The sequence below is a fragment of the Arthrobacter sp. StoSoilA2 genome, assembly GCF_019977195.1.
Taxonomy (GTDB): domain Bacteria; phylum Actinomycetota; class Actinomycetes; order Actinomycetales; family Micrococcaceae; genus Arthrobacter.
Window position 1 is genome coordinate 2,735,190 of sequence record NZ_AP024643.1, and the last position, 19,366, is coordinate 2,754,555.

Annotated in this window: 21 protein-coding genes; 10 read left to right on the plus strand and 11 right to left on the minus strand. The window is 60.4% G+C overall.

Annotated features, from left to right (window positions below):
- Positions 1–54: 54 nt before the first annotated feature.
- Entirely contained in the window at positions 55–1,038 is a 984-nt protein-coding gene (locus LDN82_RS12365) for an Lrp/AsnC family transcriptional regulator (RefSeq protein ID WP_224164435.1), read from the plus strand.
- Positions 1,039–1,113: 75 nt separating this feature from the next.
- On the opposite strand, the gene LDN82_RS12370 is transcribed toward LDN82_RS12365, so the two are convergent.
- The 3 genes from LDN82_RS12370 to LDN82_RS12380 all read right to left on the minus strand — a co-directional run bounded on the left by LDN82_RS12370 (position 1,114) and on the right by LDN82_RS12380 (position 2,609).
- Positions 1,114–1,542: a VOC family protein gene (locus LDN82_RS12370; protein WP_224090433.1), complete on the minus strand. Its 429-nt coding sequence runs from the start codon at positions 1,540–1,542 to the stop codon at positions 1,114–1,116.
- Positions 1,543–1,629: 87 nt separating this feature from the next.
- Entirely contained in the window at positions 1,630–2,088 is a 459-nt protein-coding gene (locus tag LDN82_RS12375; protein ID WP_224090437.1) for a VOC family protein, read from the minus strand.
- A 143-nt stretch (positions 2,089–2,231) separates the two neighbouring features.
- Positions 2,232–2,609, minus strand: a complete 378-nt coding sequence (locus LDN82_RS12380) for a VOC family protein (protein WP_224167531.1) — start codon at positions 2,607–2,609, stop codon at positions 2,232–2,234.
- 131 nt (positions 2,610–2,740) lie between these two features.
- On the opposite strand from LDN82_RS12380, the gene LDN82_RS12385 reads away from it, so the two are divergent.
- Together LDN82_RS12385 and LDN82_RS12390 are read left to right on the plus strand one after the other, a co-directional pair.
- Entirely contained in the window at positions 2,741–3,130 is a 390-nt protein-coding gene (locus tag LDN82_RS12385; protein ID WP_224164436.1) for a DUF3054 domain-containing protein, read from the plus strand.
- A 73-nt stretch (positions 3,131–3,203) separates the two neighbouring features.
- Complete coding sequence (locus LDN82_RS12390) at positions 3,204–3,482, plus strand: Lrp/AsnC ligand binding domain-containing protein (protein WP_223932953.1); 279 nt, start codon at positions 3,204–3,206, stop codon at positions 3,480–3,482.
- A gap of 17 nt (positions 3,483–3,499) precedes the next feature.
- On the opposite strand, the gene trpD is transcribed toward LDN82_RS12390, so the two are convergent.
- Positions 3,500–4,567 (minus strand): anthranilate phosphoribosyltransferase, encoded by a 1,068-nt coding sequence (gene trpD / locus LDN82_RS12395; protein ID WP_224164437.1) that lies wholly within the window; start codon positions 4,565–4,567, stop codon positions 3,500–3,502.
- A 112-nt stretch (positions 4,568–4,679) separates the two neighbouring features.
- Between trpD and LDN82_RS12400 the strand changes: the two genes are divergently transcribed.
- The 4 genes from LDN82_RS12400 to LDN82_RS12415 all read left to right on the plus strand — a co-directional run bounded on the left by LDN82_RS12400 (position 4,680) and on the right by LDN82_RS12415 (position 9,051).
- The gene (locus tag LDN82_RS12400; RefSeq protein WP_223932955.1) at positions 4,680–5,354 is read left to right on the plus strand and encodes a heme-copper oxidase subunit III; all 675 of its coding nucleotides are present in this window, start codon (positions 4,680–4,682) and stop codon (positions 5,352–5,354) included.
- Positions 5,355–5,441: 87 nt separating this feature from the next.
- Positions 5,442–6,230: a c-type cytochrome gene (locus LDN82_RS12405; RefSeq protein WP_224090444.1), complete on the plus strand. Its 789-nt coding sequence runs from the start codon at positions 5,442–5,444 to the stop codon at positions 6,228–6,230.
- 99 nt (positions 6,231–6,329) lie between these two features.
- Complete coding sequence (locus LDN82_RS12410) at positions 6,330–7,400, plus strand: Rieske 2Fe-2S domain-containing protein (protein WP_224090445.1); 1,071 nt, start codon at positions 6,330–6,332, stop codon at positions 7,398–7,400.
- Positions 7,378–9,051 carry a cytochrome bc complex cytochrome b subunit gene (locus LDN82_RS12415; protein WP_224164438.1) on the plus strand — a complete coding sequence of 558 codons (1,674 nt, stop codon included), beginning with the start codon at positions 7,378–7,380 and terminating at the stop codon, positions 9,049–9,051. The genes LDN82_RS12410 and LDN82_RS12415 overlap by 23 nt, the downstream gene beginning before the upstream one ends.
- A 98-nt stretch (positions 9,052–9,149) precedes the next feature.
- Here the strand turns inward: LDN82_RS12415 and LDN82_RS12420 are convergent, their stop codons facing one another.
- Complete coding sequence (locus LDN82_RS12420) at positions 9,150–9,938, minus strand: GntR family transcriptional regulator (protein ID WP_224164439.1); 789 nt, start codon at positions 9,936–9,938, stop codon at positions 9,150–9,152.
- 164 nt (positions 9,939–10,102) lie between these two features.
- On the opposite strand from LDN82_RS12420, the gene LDN82_RS12425 reads away from it, so the two are divergent.
- Entirely contained in the window at positions 10,103–10,396 is a 294-nt protein-coding gene (locus LDN82_RS12425) for an HPr family phosphocarrier protein (protein ID WP_224090448.1), read from the plus strand.
- Positions 10,397–10,461: 65 nt separating this feature from the next.
- Here LDN82_RS12425 and LDN82_RS12430 read toward each other — a convergent pair whose 3' ends face one another.
- From LDN82_RS12430 to LDN82_RS12450, 5 genes are all read right to left on the minus strand, one after another.
- Positions 10,462–10,863, minus strand: a complete 402-nt coding sequence (locus LDN82_RS12430; protein ID WP_224090450.1) for a cytochrome c oxidase subunit 4 — start codon at positions 10,861–10,863, stop codon at positions 10,462–10,464.
- Entirely contained in the window at positions 10,860–12,581 is a 1,722-nt protein-coding gene (gene ctaD / locus LDN82_RS12435; RefSeq protein WP_216925611.1) for a cytochrome c oxidase subunit I, read from the minus strand. The genes LDN82_RS12430 and ctaD overlap by 4 nt, the downstream gene beginning before the upstream one ends.
- Before the next feature lie 10 nt (positions 12,582–12,591).
- Positions 12,592–13,464, minus strand: a complete 873-nt coding sequence (gene coxB / locus LDN82_RS12440; protein WP_224090452.1) for a cytochrome c oxidase subunit II — start codon at positions 13,462–13,464, stop codon at positions 12,592–12,594.
- 183 nt (positions 13,465–13,647) lie between these two features.
- Complete coding sequence (locus LDN82_RS12445; RefSeq protein ID WP_216925609.1) at positions 13,648–14,037, minus strand: iron-sulfur cluster assembly accessory protein; 390 nt, start codon at positions 14,035–14,037, stop codon at positions 13,648–13,650.
- 198 nt (positions 14,038–14,235) lie between these two features.
- Positions 14,236–15,708, minus strand: coding sequence for a dipeptidase (locus LDN82_RS12450; protein ID WP_224164440.1), 1,473 nt, complete (start codon positions 15,706–15,708; stop codon positions 14,236–14,238).
- 118 nt (positions 15,709–15,826) lie between these two features.
- Between LDN82_RS12450 and LDN82_RS12455 the strand changes: the two genes are divergently transcribed.
- A complete protein-coding gene (locus tag LDN82_RS12455) occupies positions 15,827–16,420 on the plus strand; it encodes a DUF3043 domain-containing protein (protein ID WP_224090454.1) in 594 nt (197 codons plus the stop codon).
- Positions 16,421–16,532: 112 nt separating this feature from the next.
- Here LDN82_RS12455 and LDN82_RS12460 read toward each other — a convergent pair whose 3' ends face one another.
- Complete coding sequence (locus LDN82_RS12460) at positions 16,533–17,612, minus strand: quinone-dependent dihydroorotate dehydrogenase (protein ID WP_224164441.1); 1,080 nt, start codon at positions 17,610–17,612, stop codon at positions 16,533–16,535.
- Positions 17,613–17,680: 68 nt separating this feature from the next.
- Between LDN82_RS12460 and LDN82_RS12465 the strand changes: the two genes are divergently transcribed.
- Positions 17,681–19,360, plus strand: coding sequence for an FAD-binding dehydrogenase (locus LDN82_RS12465; protein ID WP_224164442.1), 1,680 nt, complete (start codon positions 17,681–17,683; stop codon positions 19,358–19,360).
- The last annotated feature ends 6 nt before the right edge of the window (positions 19,361–19,366 follow it).

Sequence of the window (19,366 nt, forward strand, 5' to 3'; positions counted from 1 at the left end):
GCAAGTGATTGGTCACACTCAAAACGCAGGCAATTTGTTGGAAGTAGACGTTCCATGCAGGATTTCGACTTTGATGAACGGGACCTCAAACTCCTGCACGCCCTTCAAATCCGTCCCCGGGCACCATGGACGGCCTTGGCACCCGGGGTGGGTGCCGATGCAGTCACCTTGGCCCGACGCTGGAATTTTCTTTCTGCGGAAGGGCTGGCATGGGTAGCGACCTACCGTGGCATCGGTTCCAATGTCGCTTTTGCCCTGGTGGAAATTGAGTGCGCACCTGCCCACATGTCAGGCGTGACCGAAGAGCTTGACGCCGATCCGGACGTGCTCTCGATCGATCACACCGCAGGTGGCAGGGACATGGTCATCACCGTCGTGAGCCGCGATGAAGCTTCCCTCGCACGATTCGTTTTGGACCGCCTGCCAGCCATCAAAGGAATCCGCAGTACAAGAACGCATCCGGTCATCAATCTCCTGGCGGATGCGCGGAGTTGGCGGTTGCGCTCCCTGCAGGACCACGAGGTAAAACTCATAGAGCGCGAAGCACCTCAACCACGTGCGGCCGCGAAGGGCGCATCGGCAGATCTGGAAGAGCGGCTTTTTTGGATCCTTCGCGCTGATGGTCGAGCCTCGATAACTGAAATATCCCAAAAGTTGGGAATCAGCCCCCCGCGCGCGAAGAGCGCTTTGGATGCGGCCCTGGCCCAGGACCGGCTGGTGGTTCGTCTGGAAATCGCCCGTTCATTGTCCCCTTGGCCGGTCAACGTTTGGTATTTCCTCCGCGTACCAGCCACGCAGACGGAGGCAGTGGCGGGCCGGTTGGTGGGTCTCGGAGAAGTGCGTCTGGTAGCCACCACAGGCGGGCTGTATTCGATTGTGATGTCCGTCTGGCTGCGCCGTCTCGATGACATGACCATTCTCGAGCGGCAACTGGGTGAAAAGTTGCCCATGGTGGAAATCATGGACCGCTCGGTCGTACTGCGAACACCAAAGCATGTCGGCATCAGGCTGGATCCTGCCGGCCGCCGCATCATATAAGGCCTTAATGGGAATGCCTCGTCCAACGCGTGTCGGACGAGGCATTCGCTTGTATTTTGCGCCGGGCTTGGTCTGCTACTGCCCCTGTTGCTCTCCTGCAATATTGACCAACCAGGCGATGCCGAACTTGTCCACACACATCCCGAAGGTGTCGCCCCACGGTGCGCTTTCGAGCGGCATGGTGACGGTACCGCCGTCGGCGAGTTTGTCCCAGTAACCACGAAGTTCGGCTTCATCCTCGGACTGGCCGCTTAGCGACACCGAGATGTTGTTGCCCGGGTTGTAGTCCATGCTGTTCGGCGTGTCGGCAGCCATCAGCGTCAGGCCGTTGGGCGTTACCAGCATTGAGTGCATCACCTTCTCCGCTTCGGCGGGGTCTTCGCTTGCCTGATATTCGCCAAAAGTGCTGAGCGTCAGTTCGCCGCCGAAGACGGACTCGTAGAAGTTGATTGCGTCCCTGGCATTATCGCGGAACGAGATATATGGGTTGAGGCGGGTTGTCATTAGTCAGTTCTCCTCATGGTTGTAATAGGTGCGCACGTCACCGTGCGGTAATGCTAGCAGCGCCAAAGGCGCCTGTCCCCCGAACTTTCAGTCGCCGTCGTACGCCTTTTGCAGAACGTTGATGTCAAGCTTCCGCATCTTCAACATGGCTTCCATTGCCCGCTGGGAACCAGCCGGATCCGGACCATTCAACAGGCCCGGCATCCCAACAGGGACGATCTGCCACGACAAGCCAAACTTGTCCTTCAACCATCCGCATTGGCTTTCTTCTCCTCCTCCTTCCAAGAGCGCATTCCAGTAGCGGTCCACCTCGTCCTGCGAATCGCAGTTCACCACGAGGGAAACTGCCTCGTTGAAGGTGAAAGCTGGTCCCCCGTTCAGGGCCATGAACTGACGCCCTTCAATCTCAAAGTCGACCGTAAGAACGTCTCCGCCTGGACCCGGCATCGATGTCAGGATGGATGAATCATCAAATGTCGACGTGTAGAACTCCGCCGCCTCCGCGGCCCGGCCGTCAAACCACAAACAGGTGGAAATCTTCTGCATTCTGCAAGTCCTCCAGCATCTTGAGGAACCCTTGTCCCCCGATTGAGGCTAGTCGCGTGGGTTCCACCACACAACGCCCGACGGCGGTTGTCGCCGGATGCGTGATGCGCACCAGCCAGCGCGGCCGGCAGATCAAGCACGAGTTAGTCTCCTGCCGTCCTGATCCGGCTGACCAGGCCTACGGTATTGGCCTCGCTGTCCTCGATGAAGGCCATCCACTCCTCCGAATCTGCAGGTCCGAGGAGGTCATCCTCATGGGTGAAGATGATGTGCGGCTCCGAAATGATCTTCACACCCCTGCTCCTCATTGCCGCCACCGTGCCATGCAGGTCTCCGACCTCGAAATAGAGCAGGGATGATGGCGCTCCCTTCTCCAGCAGAAGCCGCACGCCACCCACGTCAAAGAAGAGGAGCCCGGGAGGGTCGTACAAGGCCTTGGGATCGGCGCCCAGCAGTGCAGCGTAGAAGGCCGCCGCCCGCTTCAGGTCCTCGGCGTGCTGGGCTACTTGAACGAATCGCATGATCTCCTCCAGTAAGTGGGGTGCGTCCTTGTTCCTGTCAGTCATCGTGGACGCAGCAGAAACCAAGCGCAAGAGACAACCTGCGGCCCGTCAACTTCGCGCCAGCACTTCCACCCGGATAATGTCAGAACATGCCATCATCGCCCAGATCCTGGATCCCTGCTGCCGCCGCCGACCTCGTATTGATTCTTGTCTTCGCCGCAATTGGCCGGGATGCCCACGCCCGGGGCGACATCATCACGGGTGCCTTTGTCACAGCCTGGCCCTTCCTCGCCGGTGCCGGCGTTGCCTGGCTGGTCGCAAGGGTTTGGCGTGCGCCCTATGCCCTCTGGCCTTCCGGCGTTTCTGTCTGGATCGGTGCCGTAGTGATCGGCATGCTGCTCAGGGCGGTAACCGGCCAGACGGTGGTGTTGCCCTTTGTCATCGTGGCACTAATCAGCCTGGGTGTTTTCCTGCTCGGCTACCGCGCCATTCTCGCGCTAATTCTGCGTGCGTCACGAAAGCCCCACTCCAAGGCCTGAAAAGGTTCCCCGGCTTCTCCCATGTACTAGGCTGAAATGCGTCCGCAATGAAGCTTTTCCGGAAAGGCCCCACGTGATCACCGCTTTCGTCCTGATCAAGACCGACGCTTCGCGCATTCCGGAAACCGCCGAGCAGATTTCGGCCATCCAAGGCATCAGTGAGGTCTATTCCGTCACTGGAGAATGGGACCTGATCGCTGTAGCCAGAGTGTCCAAGCATGAAGACCTCGCGGACGTCATTGCTGACCGCCTGTCGAAGGTGGATTCAGTGGTCCACACCACTACGCACATAGCGTTCCGTGCGTACTCGCAGCACGATCTCGACGCCGCCTTTGCCTTGGGATTCGAATAGGGCCAAGGACCCCTGGACTAGCCCTTGGAGGCCTGGCTAAGGGCAATCCACTTGGTCAGGACACCGGCGGCCTTACCTGAATCAACGGAGTCGGCTGCCAGTGTGAAGGCAGCCCGCATCCGATCCAAAAGGTCACCGTCGGCGTTCAGATCAACGGACACCAAGCCAGCGGCAGCATTCAACAGGACAGCATCGCGCACAGGACCTGTCTTGCCGTCAAGGACCTCACGTACAACCACTGCATTTGCAGCGGCGTCCCCGCCCCGCAGATCCGCAACGGTGGACGGTTCGATACCGAGCTCAGCGGGAGAGAACACCTGCTCCGTGACGGTTCCGTTCCTGATTTCCCAAACAGTTGATGGTCCCGTGGGCGTCAATTCGTCCAGCCCATCGTCACCGCGGAACACGAGGCCACGGCTGCCGCGACGGGCAAGGACACCCGCTACCAGAGGAGCCATCCGGGCGTTGGCGACGCCGACTGCCGAAGCCTGGACATGAGCAGGATTGGTCATGGGGCCGAGAAAATTGAAGGCCGTGGGTACTGCCAGCTCCCGCCGGGGTACCGCAGTATGACGGAACGAGGGATGGAAAACCTGCGCAAAGCAGAATGTGATTCCCGCCTCCTCCGCATTCCGGGCAACCTGCTCAATGGAAAGGTCCAGGCGGACACCCAGGGCTTCCAATACATCAGCAGAGCCGGACGTAGACGACGCCGCCCGGTTTCCGTGCTTGACGACTTTCGCGCCCGCACCGGCCGCAACAAGGGCTGCCATGGTTGAGATGTTGACGGTGTTGAGCCTGTCCCCGCCCGTGCCCACGATGTCCAGCTTTTCACCGGAGATCTGTATCGGGTTGGCATTCTGGAGCATCGCCTCCACAAGACCGGCCAGTTCTTCCACTGTTTCGCCCTTGGCGCGAAGGGCAACCAGGAAACCCGCGATCTGGGCAGGAGTCGCTTCGCCGGCCATGATCGTGTTCATGGCCCACTCAGTGTTGCCCACTGAAAGGTCGTCGCCGTTGATCAGTGCTGAGATGAGCCCTGGCCAGGTATTGCTGGCTGCAGGTGCCGATGCCGGAGAAGTCACCCCCTGATGCTATCGACCGGGCTACGCCGATGACCAATGTGAACCTGACCGGGAACTTTTCCGCGCGATTTCGCGTCTTTGTAGAAAAAGTCTCCCGAATCGGTGGTTTGCATTGGGAACTCTGGACTTTTACAGACATAATGTCCTTGTGACATCTGCGACCCATGCCCCCAGTACCCCGGCGCACCCGACGCTGAACCGCCCCAATCTGGTTTCTGTTGGAACCGTTGTTTGGCTGTCCAGTGAGTTGATGTTCTTCGCCGGTCTCTTTGCCATGTACTTCACCCTGCGTTCCACATCGGGACTGATGTGGGCCGAGGAGTCGGCCAAGCTCAACTTCCCGTTTGCGCTCGTCAACACGATCGTCCTCGTGGCCAGTTCCTTTACTTGCCAGATGGGCGTCTTCGCCGCTGAGCGGCTTGAACCGCGCCGCACCGGCGGACGCCTGCAGTTCACCCGCTGGGGCATGAGCGAATGGTTCGTTCTCACCTTCATCATGGGTGCCTTCTTCGTGGCCGGACAGACAACGGAGTACGCCATGCTCGTCTCCGAGCACGTTTCCCTGTCATCCAATGCCTACGGTTCCGCCTTCTACATGACCACAGGCTTCCACGGCCTGCACGTCATCGGCGGTTTGATCGCGTTCCTGTTCATTATTGGCCGCGCGTTTGCCGCCAAGAAGTTTGGGCACTTTGAAGCGACATCAGCGATCGTCACCTCGTACTACTGGCACTTCGTTGACGTCGTCTGGATTGGCCTCTTCCTGGTCATCTACGTCCTGAAGTAGCCCGGCTTTGACTCTTTTTCTACAAGAGGCAGAATTTCAAGAAGCGGCTCGCGGAGCCGACGCAGGATCGAATAAAGGAACCACCACGTGAAGGCACTCTCGCAGAAGCGACGTCACCCACTGGCAGCCATAGCGCTGTTGCTGATGGGCCTCCTCCTCACTGGTGGGCTGTACGCCGTTGCCACATCTGTCAACCAGGCCAAGGCCGACACCACCAGCTACAGCGCAAGTGACGTAGAGCAGGGCGGCAAATTGTTTGCTGCCAACTGCGCCACCTGCCACGGCATGGGTGCAAGCGGAACCAAGGACGGCCCCTCGCTGGTCGGCGTGGGTGCCGCAGCAGTTGACTTCCAGGTTGGCACCGGCCGTATGCCCATGCAGATGAACGGCCCCCAGGCGCAGAAGAAGCCCGTCCAGTTCAACGAGGAGCAGACCAGCCAACTGGCCGCTTACGTTGCATCGCTCGGTGCAGGCCCTGCGATTCCGGAAGAACACCTCCTTGACGAAAAGGGAGATGCAGCCAATGGTGGCGAACTCTTCCGCGTCAACTGCGCCATGTGCCACAACGCTGCCGCAGCCGGCGGCGCCCTGACCCGCGGCAAGTTCGCTCCCGCCCTTGCAGATGTCACAGGAAAACACATCTACGAAGCCATGGCCACGGGCCCGCAGAACATGCCTGTGTTCAACGATTCGAACGTCTCACCCGAAGGTAAGCGCGACATCATCACCTTCCTCAAGACCATCGAAGCCAACGGCTCACCGGGCGGTGCCGATCTCGGCTCCCTTGGCCCGGTGTCTGAAGGTCTCTTCGTCTGGATTGCAGGCCTGGGCGTCATCATCGCCTTCACTATCTGGCTGACGTCACGCACCTCCTAGTCCGGACGAGACAACAAACTTCTGCTGCATGGTCAGCAGTTTGGAACTGAAAATTAACTCGGCCCAGGCCGAGACAACGAGAGAAGGATGAGGCGAATTATGGGCAACCATAGTGACGGCAGTCCGAACCACTCGGGCACCGTAGCTACGGCTGGTCAGAATGAAGTGGAGAAGTTCCAGGATCCTGGGCTTCCTCCGCATCGTTTGCGCCTGGCTGACACGGACCCGGTAGCCGCAAAGCGAGCCGAGCGTCAGGTAGCCATTTTGTTTGGCACCTCTGTCATCGGCACGCTGATCTTCCTGGTGGCGTACTTCGCCATCGATTTGGGCGACGATTCGACGATTGCAAACATCCGTACCCAGAACCTGCTCCTGGGCCTGGGTACGGCCTTTGCAATGCTCGGAATCGGCACCGGCATCGTGCACTGGGCCAAGGCCCTGATGCCCGATCACGAAGTGTCGGAAGAGCGCCACGCTATCCGTCACGAGGAAGATCGCCAGGCTGCGGTGCGCATCGTCGACGACATCGTCGAGGAAACCGGCATTAAGCGTCGCCCGCTGATCCGCAACACCCTTCTTGGCGCCGTTGCCCTTGCTCCGCTCCCTGCTCTCGCGATTTTCGGCGACCTGGGACCGCGTCCTGATGACAAGCTCGCACACACCATGTGGGCTCCTGAAGGTGGCAAGCTCAAGCGACTTACCCGCGACCCCGATGGCACTCCCATCAAGGCTTCGGATGTCACCATCGGTTCGGCCTTCCACGTCATTCCCGAGGGCCTCAACGAACTTCACGAGGGCAAGCTGAACGAAAAGGCCAAGGCCGTCGTTCTGCTGATGCGTTTGGATCCGAACTCGCTGAACCCTTCCGAGGGCCGTGAGGACTGGAGCTACAACGGCATTGTTGCTTACTCCAAGATCTGCACACACGTTGGTTGCCCCGTTGCTCTTTACGAGCAGCAGACCCACCACCTGCTGTGCCCGTGCCACCAGTCCACGTTCGACCTCACGCAGGAATGCAAGGTCATCTTTGGACCGGCCAGCCGTCCGCTCCCCCAGCTGCCCATCGCAGTTGACGCAGAAGGCTACCTCGTCGCTACCAGCGACTTCAAAGAACCTGTAGGACCGAGTTACTGGGAGCGTGACGAGCATGAGCGCCTCATCAACAGCTGAAGCCCCCTTCGTAGCGAAGACCAAAGTTGGCCGTTTCACTGATTTCGTGGACGAGCGTGTAGGTGGCTCCGGCATCCTGCGCGAGTTCGGCCGCAAAGTCTTCCCGGACCACTGGTCGTTCATGTTCGGTGAGGTGGCGCTGTATTCCTTCGTCATCCTGCTGATGTCGGGTACCTTCCTGACTTTCTTCTTCGACCCCTCGATGGCTGAAACCCACTATCAGGGTTCCTACACGCCGTTGTACAACGTCGAAATGTCCGTGGCGTACAGCTCATCGCTGAACATCTCCTTCGATGTCCGCGGTGGCCTCTTCATGCGTCAGGTGCACCACTGGGCGGCACTGCTGTTCGTGGCTTCCCTGGGTGTCCACATGCTGCGCGTCTTCTTCACTGGCGCGTTCCGCAAGCCCCGTGAAATGAACTGGGTAGTGGGCGGCGTCCTCCTGATTCTGGCCATGGCTGCCGGCTTCACTGGCTACTCCCTCCCCGATGACCTCCTTTCCGGCAACGGCCTGCGCATCATCGATGGCGTTATCAAGTCCATTCCGGTCATTGGTACCTACATCTCGTTCTTCCTCTTCGGTGGAGAATTCCCGGGCACAGCGATCATTGGTCGTCTGTATGTGCTTCACATCCTTCTGGTCCCGGCACTGATTCTGCTGATGATCGTGATTCACCTGTTCATGGTTGTCGTGCACAAGCACACTCAGTACCCCGGCCCTGGACGCAATGACGGCAACGTCGTCGGCTACCCCCTCGGCCCGGTTTACGCAGCCAAGGCCGGCGGGTTCTTCTTCATCGTCTTCGGCGTCCTGGCCCTTATGGCAGCTGCCTTTACGATCAACCCGATCTGGAACTACGGTCCTTATGACCCCTCCCCGGTTTCCGCCGGTACCCAGCCTGACTGGTACATCGGATTCGTTGACGGTGCACTTCGCCTCATGCCTGGTGTCGTCAACAACTTCCACTTTGAGTACATCGTCTTCGGACACACGCTGACCCTGAACGTCCTGCTCCCGGCACTCGTGCCTGCCGGCATCATCTTCACCGTGCTGTTCATGTACCCGTGGATTGAACGCTGGGTCACCAAGGACAACCGCGAGCACCACGTCCTTGACCGTCCCCGCAACGCACCTACCCGTACCGCGATCGGTGTTGCCGGTTTCACCTGGTACTGCGTCATGTGGGCTGCGGCAGGTTCGGACCTCATCGCAACGCATTTCCACGTATCCCTGAACGATGTCACGTACTGGCTGCGCACACTGTTCTTTATCGGCCCGGTTCTCGCTTTCATCGTGACCAAGCGAATCGCACTGGCACTGCAGCGCAAGGACCGCGAGATCGCCCTCCACGGGCGTGAGACCGGCCGCATCGTACGGCTCCCCCACGGTGAGTTCATCGAAGTACACGCTCCCCTGGACGAGTACAAGCGCTACAAGCTCGTTGGATTCGAATCTCCGGTTCCGTTGCCGGCGACGCCGAACGAACACGGTGTCGTAACCCGCAAGGAAAAGCGCCGTGCAGCGCTCTCCAAGTGGTTCTTCGAAGACCGTGTTGCTCCGGCAACTCCGGCGGAACTCGAAGCAGCCCATGCGCATGGCCACCACGAGGCCATCGAAGCTGGCGAGGACCAGAAGAGCCTCAGCCACTAGTTACGGCTTAAACAGGGAAGGGCACGATCCATAAGGATCGTGCCCTTCCCTGTTGCTTATGCAGTGTGTGATGGGCCCGATATGGACCGCTTCCGGCTCTACTGGGTTCGGTAACCGGAGGAGTAGTTGCGTGTGGGCCGGACCCCTGGCCGCTGCAGCGGAATCCAAAGCTTGTAGCGGTCGGCCCGGTAGTAGGAAACGGAGTAGTCCACCATTGCCCGGGCCACGAAGGCATGGCGCTGGATCTTTAACAGGGGTGAGCCCACGTCCACGTTCAACAACCTCGCCGTTGAAGGGGATGCCGCCGTGGCCTCAATCATGTCCTCGCCCCATTCCATGACGAGGCCGTAGCGTTCGCTGAGCACGTTGTAGAGCGAAGTGGGGGGCGCCTCATCCAACAGCCCCGGGACGCGGTGTGCCGGAATGAAGTTCTCGTCGACGCTCATGGGTTCGTTGTCGGCCAACAGCAACCGCCGGAAACGGACCAACGGCGTGCCTTCCTCAAGCTGAAGCTCCCGCGCCAGAAAAGCACTGGCGGCAATCTGTTCAAAGCTCAACACCTTTGCAGCCGGAACCATCCCTCGTCGTTGCATCTCCTCGCTGTATGAGGTCAGCTTCACCTGGAGATCGAGTTTGGGCTTCTTAACGAACGTACCGAGTCCCACCACCCGCTCAATGACTTCCTCACCCACCAAGGCATCAATGGCTTGCCGTACGGTCATCCTCGCAAGACCGAATCGTAGGGAAAGGTCCCGCTCAGACGGCAGCGACGAGCCTGGCGGACATGACTGGGCTATGAAACTCCTCAGTATCTCCCGGAGCTGGACGTAAATGGGGGTGCTGCTGGTCCGGTCAATTTCACCGGCGATACTCGTGGCTTCAGGCATGACGAGCTCCCAACATCAAATAGGTCATGCCTTAAGGGTAGATCAGCCAGGGCACAGGTCTAGACCAGCCGCACTGAGCGATATGGAGAGCTGGCCCGCGGGCGGCTACGCTTGTATGGATCAAATTTCACGGACGGCTATTCCGTCTTAGCAAAGGAGCTGGCTTGCCGCAGCAGAAATCCTTCGTCGCAGCAGAAATTGGCTTGCATGCTCGAGCAGCAGCGGTATTTGTCCGGGCAGTAACCGAGACAGGCCTGCCCGTAACAATACGGAAGCAGGATGGCCTTCCGGTCGACGCCCGCTCGCTCCTTGAAGTCATGACAGAAGACTTTGGCCATGGCTGCGAGGTACTCCTTGAGGTGGCCGTTGAGGCCCTCCAGGACGATCAAACTGTTTCCGAAGCCGACAATGCCCTCGTAGGCCTTTCTGCCGTTCTGGAGGGCACTCAGGCCCGTTGACGCCCCAAACACGAGAACGGGCCCCACCAAAAGGTGGGGCCCGTCGTCGTTATGTTGTTGTGCCGTTAGTGTGCGTGGTCGCCACGGCTGTATTCGAACACCCAGCCGACCAGTGCCACAACGGCAAGGCCACCAGCGATGAAGGTGATCCAGAAGCCCACGGCAAGGCCCAGGAAGCCGCTTGCGCACGCAATGCCAAGAACCAGCGGCCACCAGCTCCACGGGCTGAAGTGCCCCTGCTCGCCCGCGCCCTCGTGGATTTCAGCATCCGGGCGGTCTTCCGGACGCATGCCGATCCGCTTGCCGGTGAAGCCCAAGTAGGCGCCGATCATGCCTACGAGACCGCCAACGAGGAGAATGCCCAGAACGCCGACCCACTCATGCCATTCCGTCAGGAGGCCGTAGGCGATGGCGACGGGGACGAAGAAGAATGCTCCTGCTCCAAAGAGCCACGATTCGATTTTCACTTGCGAACGTCCTTCTGGTCAGCGTTGCCCAGCAGCACTGCTGCGGGGTCCGGGGACTGGGCGGTGTGGACCTGGGCCAACTCAGGGTGGTGCAGGTCCAGTGCCGGGCGCTCCGAACGGATACGGGGCAGCGACGTGAAGTTGTGGCGCGGCGGCGGGCAGGAAGTCGCCCATTCAAGCGACGCTCCAAAGCCCCAGGGGTCGTCAACTTCAACCTTCTTGTTGCTGCGCCACGTGATGTAGACATTCCAGAAGAACGGCAGCAGCGATGCACCCAGGACGAAGGACGAAATAGTGGAGAACTGGTTCATCCAGGTGAAGTTGTCCTGCGGCATGTAGTCGGCGTAACGGCGGGGCATGCCTTCAACACCCAACCAGTGCTGGATAAGGAAGGTGCCGTGGAAGCCAAGGAAGAGAAGCCAGAAGTGAATCTTACCCAGGCGCTCGTTCAGCATCTTGCCGGTCCACTTCGGCCACCAGAAGTAGAAGCCTGCGAACATGGCGAACACAACCGTACCGAAGACCACGTAGTGGAAGTGTGCCACCACGAAGTAGGAGTCCGAGACGTGGAAGTCCAGTGGCGGCGACGCAAGGATGATACCCGTGAGTCCACCGAAGAGGAAGGTCACCAGGAAGCCGATACTCCAGAGCATCGGAGTCTCGAAGGTGATGGAGCCCTGCCAGAGGGTACCGATCCAGTTGAAGAACTTCACGCCGGTAGGCACGGCGATCAGCATGGTCATGAAGGCGAAGAACGGAAGGAGCACGGAACCGGTCACGTACATGTGGTGTGCCCAGACGGTGACGGACAGTGCGGCAATTGCGATGGTTGCGTATACAAGACCCTTGTAACCAAAGATCGGCTTCCGGCTAAACACCGGGAAGATCTCGGAGACAATGCCGAAGAACGGCAGGGCGATGATGTACACCTCGGGGTGGCCGAAGAACCAGAAGAGGTGCTGCCAGAGGACGGCGCCGCCGTTTTCGGGGTCGAAGATGTGAGCACCAAATTTGCGGTCGGCGCCGAGGGCGAACAGGGCAGCGGCCAGCGGCGGGAACGCCATAAGGACGAGGATGGACGTCACGAGGGCATTCCAGGTGAAGATCGGCATGCGCCACATGGTCATGCCGGGGGCACGCATGCAGATGATCGTGGTGATGAAGTTCACGGCACCAAGGATGGTGCCGAAGCCGGACAGCGCAAGGCCAAAGACCCATAGGTCACCGCCGACGCCGGGCGTAAAGGTGGTGTTCGACAGTGGCGCATACGCGAACCAGCCGAACGATGCAGCACCCTGCGGCGTGATGAATCCGGACACTGCAATGGTGGAGCCGAAGAGGAAGAACCAGAAGGCCAACGCGTTCAATCGCGGGAAGGCGACGTCGGGAGCGCCAATCTGCAGGGGCATGATGACATTCGTGAAGCCCGCAAACAGCGGCGTCGCGAACATCAGCAGCATCACGGTGCCGTGCATCGTGAACATCTGGTTGTACTGTTCCTTGGTCTGCAGGATCTGCATGCCAGGTTCGAACAGTTCAGCACGGATCAGCAGCGCCATGACGCCACCGAGGCAGAAGAACACGAAGGACGCAATGAGGTACATGTACCCGATGGTCTTGTGGTCCGTGGAGGTGATCCAGTTGACGACTATGCGTCCCTTGGATTTAGGAACTACGGGAGCCTCGAGGGTCCCGGCGGATTGAGTGTAAGTAGCCACGTCGCTCCCCTTACTTGGTTTCGGTCAGGTCCGGGTTGCGGTCGTATTCCGCACCGAGCAGGCCCGTGTTGCCGTCCTGGCGAAGCTTGTCCATGTGGGCCTGGAATTCAGACTCGGAGACAACCTTGACCCGGAAGAGCATTTCGGAGTGGTATTCACCGCAGAGTTCGGCGCACTTGCCATCGAAGGTGCCCTCTTTGGTGGGGGTGAACCTGATGTAGTTGGTCTTGCCAGGGATCATGTCCCGCTTCTGCAGGAAGGCCGGAACCCAGAAAGAGTGGATGACATCGCGGGAGTTCAGCTCCAGGTCAACCGACTTGCCAACGGGCAAGTACAGCGTGGGGAGCAGTTCCTTGTTGACTTCGTTGCCTGTCAGGTGGGCCTGAACGCCGGCCTCGTGGAGGTCTTCGTTGATGACCTCGCCCTTTTTGTAGTTGAAGTCCCAAGCCCACTGTTTGCCGCGGACGTCAACGACGACGTCTGCCGGCTGTGAGCGGTCATCGATCGCGCGCTGGTCCTGGTCGGTGAAGTAGAAGAACACCAGCACCATGAACAGCGGAATAGTCAAATAGAAGACCTCAAGCGGCAGGTTGTAGCTGAGCTGCTTCGGGAATCCCGTGGTGCCCTTACGGCGGCGGTAAGCGATGATGCACCAGACCAGAAGGCCCCACGTGATGATACCGACTGCCAAGGCGGCGATCCATGAGTTGACCCAGAGGTCCATGATCCGGTCAGTGTGGTTGGTCGTGCCGCGCTCAGTTGGCAGCCAACCCTTCTCTACCTCTGGTGAACATCCGGTCAAAACCAACGCGCCGGCTAGTGCCAAGCCAGTGATCGAGGTGATCTTTATGCGTCGGCTGCCGGTTCGGTTCTGCGAACTCACAGACGGCCCTTCCTCTTGTTGCTGTCTCCCGGCAGGCCAAAGGCCACCGGGCACACTAAAAAGTTTTACTACCCGATGTAGAGCTTACCGCTATGAAGCGGTTTTCGCGCACATGTCGGCGCCGTGGCTCCGAATGCGTTGGAACGCATGCAGAGGGGCGCCGACATGCGGCGATAGCTCACGTCAGTGGAACGAGTCGCCGCAAGCGCAAGACCCGCCGGCGTTCGGGTTATCAATGGTGAAGCCCTGCTTCGAGATGGTGTCCTCGAAGTCAATGCTGGCCCCACTCAGGTACGGCACGCTCATCTTGTCCACTACGACCTCGACGCCGTCGTAGTCGCGGACGGCATCGCCGTCGAGAAGGCGCTCGTCGAAGTAGAGCTGGTAGATCAAGCCCGAGCAGCCGCCCGGCTGGACTGCAACCCGCAGACGCAGATCGGTGCGCCCTTCCTGTTCGAGGAGGCTACGGACCTTGCCTGCTGCGACATCGGTCAGATTGACCTCGTGCGTGGGAAGCTCCTCGTCGGGGACGAGCTGTGCTCCGGTGCTGTTTTCGTTGGTTGCAGTGCTCATTGGCCTACCTTCTTATGACGCTCCTGGCGGCGGCGCCGGAACGCAGCCTGCCCTTACCCAATTACGTACGGGTTATAGCTCCATGCTACGTCGCGCAGACGCTGAGCTATAACTTCTGACGTAACCACGGACCGCATTCACTTGTTCCCGGCCTGCCCCGCCGCCCATAAACGACACCCTGTAACGCCATTGCGCTGCTCAGCCATCAAGGCCTTCGGCGTTAAGCCGCGCCAGCATCAGCGACTCGGCCAGCACAGCATTACGGAAATCGCCGATGTGCAGCGATTCGTTGGCACTGTGGGCGCGGGAATCCGGATCTTCTACGCCTGTCACCAGAATCTGGACGTCGGGATACATCTCGGTCAGGTCGGCAATGAACGGGATGGAACCGCCGATTCCCATTTCCACTGGTTGGACTCCCCAGGCTTCCCCCAAGGCCCAGAGTGCCACCCTGGCAGCTGCCGACGAGGTATCGGTCGAAAAGGCATTGCCCCTCTCCCCCGGCGTGAATGTTACTTCGACGCCAAATGGTGCGTGGGACTCAACATGGCTCTTCAAAGCCTCCATAGCGGCGTCGGGATCCTGTCCGGGAGCCAGGCGCATGCTGAATTTGGCGCGGGCTGAGGGAATGAGCGTATTGGAGGCAACGGCAACGGCAGGAACATCCATGCCGATGATGGACAACGCCGGCTTGGTCCACAAACGCGAGCCGATCGTCCCGCTGCCGGCGAGTTTGACGCCGTCGAGCACTGAGGCGTCGGCGCGGTATTCGGCCTCCGTCAGGTCAACCGCTACGTTGTCATTTCCAACGAGCCCGGCCACAGCGACATTACCTTCGTGGTCGTGGAGGGTCGCGATGAGGCGGGACAGCAGGGTCGGAGCGTCCAGCACCGGGCCACCGTACATTCCCGAATGCACCGCATGTTCCAGCACACGGACTTCGAACGTGCCATCCACGAGCCCACGCAGGCTGGTGGTCAAGGCAGGAATGCCGACCTTCCAATTGCTGGAGTCCGCCACGACGATTACATCGGACCGGAGAAGCTCGCGATGTTCCTCAAGGAATGTCCTGAAGGTGGGCGAGCCCGCTTCTTCCTCGCCTTCAAAGAAGAGCGTCACGCCGAGGCCAAACTCATCCCCCAGGACCTTTGTCGCAGCCGCGTAAGCAGCCAGATGGGCCATGATGCCGGCTTTATCGTCAGCCGCGCCGCGACCATAGAGCCGGTCTGCCCGCTCCTCCGCGATGAAAGGCTCGGAAGCCCAAAGCGCCCGATCGCCTGGCGGCTGGACGTCATGGTGCGCGTACAAGAGAATCGTGGGCTTGCCCTCGCCGGCCGGACGGCGGGCGACGACGGCGGGACCCCCGGGCGTCCCGTCCGGTTTGTCGCAGCGCAGAATTCGTACGTCATCCATTCCCGTTGCCCTTACCAAGGAGGCGACAGCTTCGGCGCTGCGATCCAGTTCGGCGGGTTCGAAGCTTGGCCACGCGATTCCCGGGATACCGACAAGGTCCTTCAGGGCGCCAAGAGTCGCGCTGAATGACTCATCGACTGCTTTGGCCAAAGCGGCCACGACTTCGGAGCGGATGGTCTCGTTCGACGACGGGCGCTCAGTGCTGTGGCCGGAGTTCCGTCGCTGATTCTGCGGGATCCCCGCATGTTCTGATGTCATGCCCAAACTTTACAGCTGACTTCGGGAAGGCAAAGGAAGGCGCGGTGGGCTGCCAGGCTGGAGGGAGACCACGGCCGTCCGTAATCTTCGCCACCTTCCTGCGGGGTATTCTGTATGGGTGTTCGGACGCAAAAAGGAAGAGCCCAGCGCTCAAGCAGTAGTAGACCAGGCCCAAGCCGCCGCCCAGGAGCCGGGTGCCGGAAAGGGCGCCCCTACCCCCAAGCGGAAGGACCAGGAGGCAGCCCGCAAGCGCCCACTGGTGCCCAACGACCGCAAAGCTTCCAAGGAGGCCGAACGCGTCGCGATTCAGGACCAGCGCCAGAAGATGCGGCAGGCGCTGGATACAGGTGACGAAAAGTACCTGCCACTGAGGGACAAGGGTCCCCAGAAGCGTTTCGTTCGGGATTATGTGGACGCCCGGTTCAGCCTCGGCGAATACCTGATGTTCGGCGCCCTGCTTTTCGTGGTGATCTCGCTTATCGTCCCGGCCAACAGTGCACAGATTACTTATGTCCTGGTTGGATTCTGGATCATGTTCCTTGCCGTCTTCGTGGATGCTTTTATCCTTTCACGCAAGCTCCGCAAGCGCCTGGGCGAGAAGTTCGGCGAAGTCGAGCGCGGTGCAATCTGGTACGGATGCATGCGTGCACTGCAGTTCCGCAAACTCCGCCTCCCCAAGCCACAGGTCAAGCGAGGCCAGTACCCCGCGTAGCGGCAAGCAAAGAGGCCCCGACCCCACTACTTATACGAAGAACCCCGGACCATTGGTCCGGGGTTCTTCGTATGGGCCTTCGTTTCGATTCGTTCCCAGGTGGACGTTTTGACTAGCGGGAGTCCCGCTTCCGGATCTTCACGAGGCCCTTGTTGATGCGTGATGCCCAGAACGGGCCCTCGTAGAGGAACGCGGTGTAGCCCTGCACCAGGGTTGCCCCAGCATTCAAACGGTCCTGGACATCCTGGGCGGACTCCACGCCGCCCACGGCAATCAGTACCAGCTGGTCACCGACGGCGTCCTTGAGTCGTCGCAGGACCTCCAGTGACCGCTGCTTCAGCGGGGCACCTGAAAGCCCGCCGGCTCCCAGCGATCCAACCTTCGCAGCGTCAGTGACGAGGCCGTCCCGGGCAATGGTGGTGTTGGTTGCAATGATGCCGTCCAGCTTGAGGTCAAGCGCAAGCCGGGCGACCTCGTCGATGTCCTCGTTGCTCAGGTCAGGCGCAATCTTGACGAGCAAGGGAACATGGCGGCCAGCAGCTTCATCTGCGGCATCCCCCACGGCCCGGAGCAGCGGCCGAAGAGTTTCCACGTTCTGGAGAAGCCGCAGTCCCGGCGTGTTGGGGGAACTGACATTGACCACGAGGTAGTCGGCAGCGGGAGCGAGGCTCCGGGCGCTGACGAGGTAATCCTCTGTGGCCTCCTCCAGCTCAACAACTTTCGTCTTGCCGATGTTGACACCAATCACGGGCCGTACATCGGCGTGCATGCGCTGCAGTGCAGCTTTCGCCGACTTGAGTCGCGGAGCAACTGCTGCTGCGCCGTCGTTATTGAAGCCCATCCGGTTGATGACGGCGCGGTCCTCAATCAATCGGAACAAACGCGGCTTTTCGTTGCCAGGCTGCGCCTGCCCGGTGATGGTTCCCACCTCCACGTGGCCAAATCCTAGATCGGCCAGCGCTTCGATTCCGTGGCCTTCCTTGTCAAAGCCGGCTGCCAAACCGAAGGGAGAGGGGAACGTCAACCCAAGCGCCTCGGTTCGAAGGGATGCATCCGGAGCTGTGATCCTGGCAAGAACCCTGCCTGCGCCGGTGCGGTGGGCCGCCCGGATCGCCTGAAAGCCGATCTTGTGGGCTTTCTCGGCATCCATCCAGGAGAAGGCGAGCTTGAAGAAGGTGGGGTAAACACGCATGGTCCTAGTTTTCCGGTTTACTGACAACACACCAAACCCGTGACCTTGCCTGCGGCTAGCATGTACGCATGCCGCTACAAGATCGTGATGCAGATCATGGGAATCCAATCCTCGCCGACGTCATCGTCGTAGGTGCAGGCTTGTCCGGACTGGTAGCGGCAGCAACCGCCTACGCGGCAGGCAAGCGCGTGGCGATCCTGGACCAGGAGCCGTCGGCATCCCTGGGTGGACAGGCGCATTGGTCCTTCGGGGGCCTGTTCATGGTCGACACGCCGGAGCAGCGCCGGCTCGGTGTCAGGGATAGCGCTGAATTGGCGCTCTCGGACTGGGTGGCCTCCGCAGGCTTTGACCGGCCACACGATGCGATGGCGCGGCAGTGGGCAGAAGCCTATGTCCACTTTGCCTCCGGTGAGAAGCGCGCCTGGTTGAAAAGCCTCGACGTCGGCATCTTCCCTTTGGTGCAATGGGCAGAACGCGGAGGTTATGGCCCCCAGGGACACGGAAACACCGTTCCCCGGTTCCACGTCACGTGGGGAACGGGCCCCGCCCTCGTGGAACCGTTTTTGGCCAAGGTGCAGGAAGGTGTCCAGACGGGGAGGGTATCGCTGCACTTCCGGCACAGGGCTACTGCGCTGTCGACGACGGCCGGCCGGGTGGCAGGTGTCACGGGCCAGATTCTGGAACCCTCGACGGCGGTGCGCGGCCAAGCGTCCTCGCGAACCGTCGTCGGGGGTTTCGAGGCCAGGGCGGGCGCTGTCGTAGTGACTACAGGCGGCATCGGCGGCAATCACGAGACCGTGCGCCGGCAATGGCCGGACAACGCTGCACCGGCTGACATGCTCAGCGGTGTTCCCGCTTCAGTGGATGGTAATTTCCTTCCTGTCGCGGAATCCCTCGGTGCATCGTTGGTGAACGGAGACCGCATGTGGCATTACCCCGAGGGCATCCATAACTACGATCCCGTGTGGCCCAAGCACGGCATCCGCATTCTTCCCGGTCCGTCATCACTGTGGTTGGATGCCGATGGGCAACAGCTGCCGGCGCCTCTGTTTCCAGGCTTCGATTCCCTTGGCGCGCTGCGCCACATCGTCGCCACCGGTCACAGTTATTCGTGGTTCGTCCTGAACCGCACCATTGCGCTCAAGGAACTCGCGCTTTCCGGATCCGAGCAGAACCCGGACCTGACCGGGAGGGACGTTTCACTGCTCGTTTCCCGACTGAAGCCAGGCAGCGATACCCCCATACAACGTTTCCTGGACAAAGGCATCGACTTCATTCAGGCATCCTCGCCCCATGATCTGGCCGGGAAAATGAACGCACTCTCGGGCAATCAACTGATCAGCGCTGACCACCTGGACGCGCTGGTGCGCGCCCGCGACCTTCAAGTGGCAAGCGGACTGGGCAAGGACCCCCAATTGGCTGCTATCCGCGCGGCCCGCCGTTTTGCCACTGACAAACTGATGCGCGTGGCTCCCCCACACCGCCTGGCCGATCCTGCCCACGGACCGCTCATTGCCATCAGGCTGTCCATCCTCACAAGGAAAACCCTGGGAGGGCTGAAGACTGACCTCAGGTCCCGGGTCCTGGACCAGGAAGACCGGGTGATCCCGGGCCTTTATGCAGCCGGTGAAGCGGCGGGCTTCGGCGGAGGCGGCATCCATGGGTACAGGGCCCTGGAAGGAACCTTCCTGGGTGGATGTCTTTTCACAGGCAGGGCCGCGGGACGCGACGCAGCGGCGAGTGTCTAAGCTGAA

Coding starts and splice junctions, on each gene's coding strand:
- LDN82_RS12365 (WP_224164435.1), top strand. CDS start 55: ATGCAGGATTTCGACTTTGATGAACGGGACCTCAAACTCCTGCACGCC.
- LDN82_RS12370 (WP_224090433.1), bottom strand. CDS start 1,542: ATGACAACCCGCCTCAACCCATATATCTCGTTCCGCGATAATGCCAGG.
- LDN82_RS12375 (WP_224090437.1), bottom strand. CDS start 2,088: ATGCAGAAGATTTCCACCTGTTTGTGGTTTGACGGCCGGGCCGCGGAG.
- LDN82_RS12380 (WP_224167531.1), bottom strand. CDS start 2,609: ATGCGATTCGTTCAAGTAGCCCAGCACGCCGAGGACCTGAAGCGGGCG.
- LDN82_RS12385 (WP_224164436.1), top strand. CDS start 2,741: ATGCCATCATCGCCCAGATCCTGGATCCCTGCTGCCGCCGCCGACCTC.
- LDN82_RS12410 (WP_224090445.1), top strand. CDS start 6,330: ATGGGCAACCATAGTGACGGCAGTCCGAACCACTCGGGCACCGTAGCT.
- LDN82_RS12415 (WP_224164438.1), top strand. CDS start 7,378: ATGAGCGCCTCATCAACAGCTGAAGCCCCCTTCGTAGCGAAGACCAAA.
- LDN82_RS12420 (WP_224164439.1), bottom strand. CDS start 9,938: ATGCCTGAAGCCACGAGTATCGCCGGTGAAATTGACCGGACCAGCAGC.
- LDN82_RS12445 (WP_216925609.1), bottom strand. CDS start 14,037: ATGAGCACTGCAACCAACGAAAACAGCACCGGAGCACAGCTCGTCCCC.
- LDN82_RS12450 (WP_224164440.1), bottom strand. CDS start 15,708: ATGACATCAGAACATGCGGGGATCCCGCAGAATCAGCGACGGAACTCC.
- LDN82_RS12460 (WP_224164441.1), bottom strand. CDS start 17,612: ATGCGTGTTTACCCCACCTTCTTCAAGCTCGCCTTCTCCTGGATGGAT.
- LDN82_RS12465 (WP_224164442.1), top strand. CDS start 17,681: ATGCCGCTACAAGATCGTGATGCAGATCATGGGAATCCAATCCTCGCC.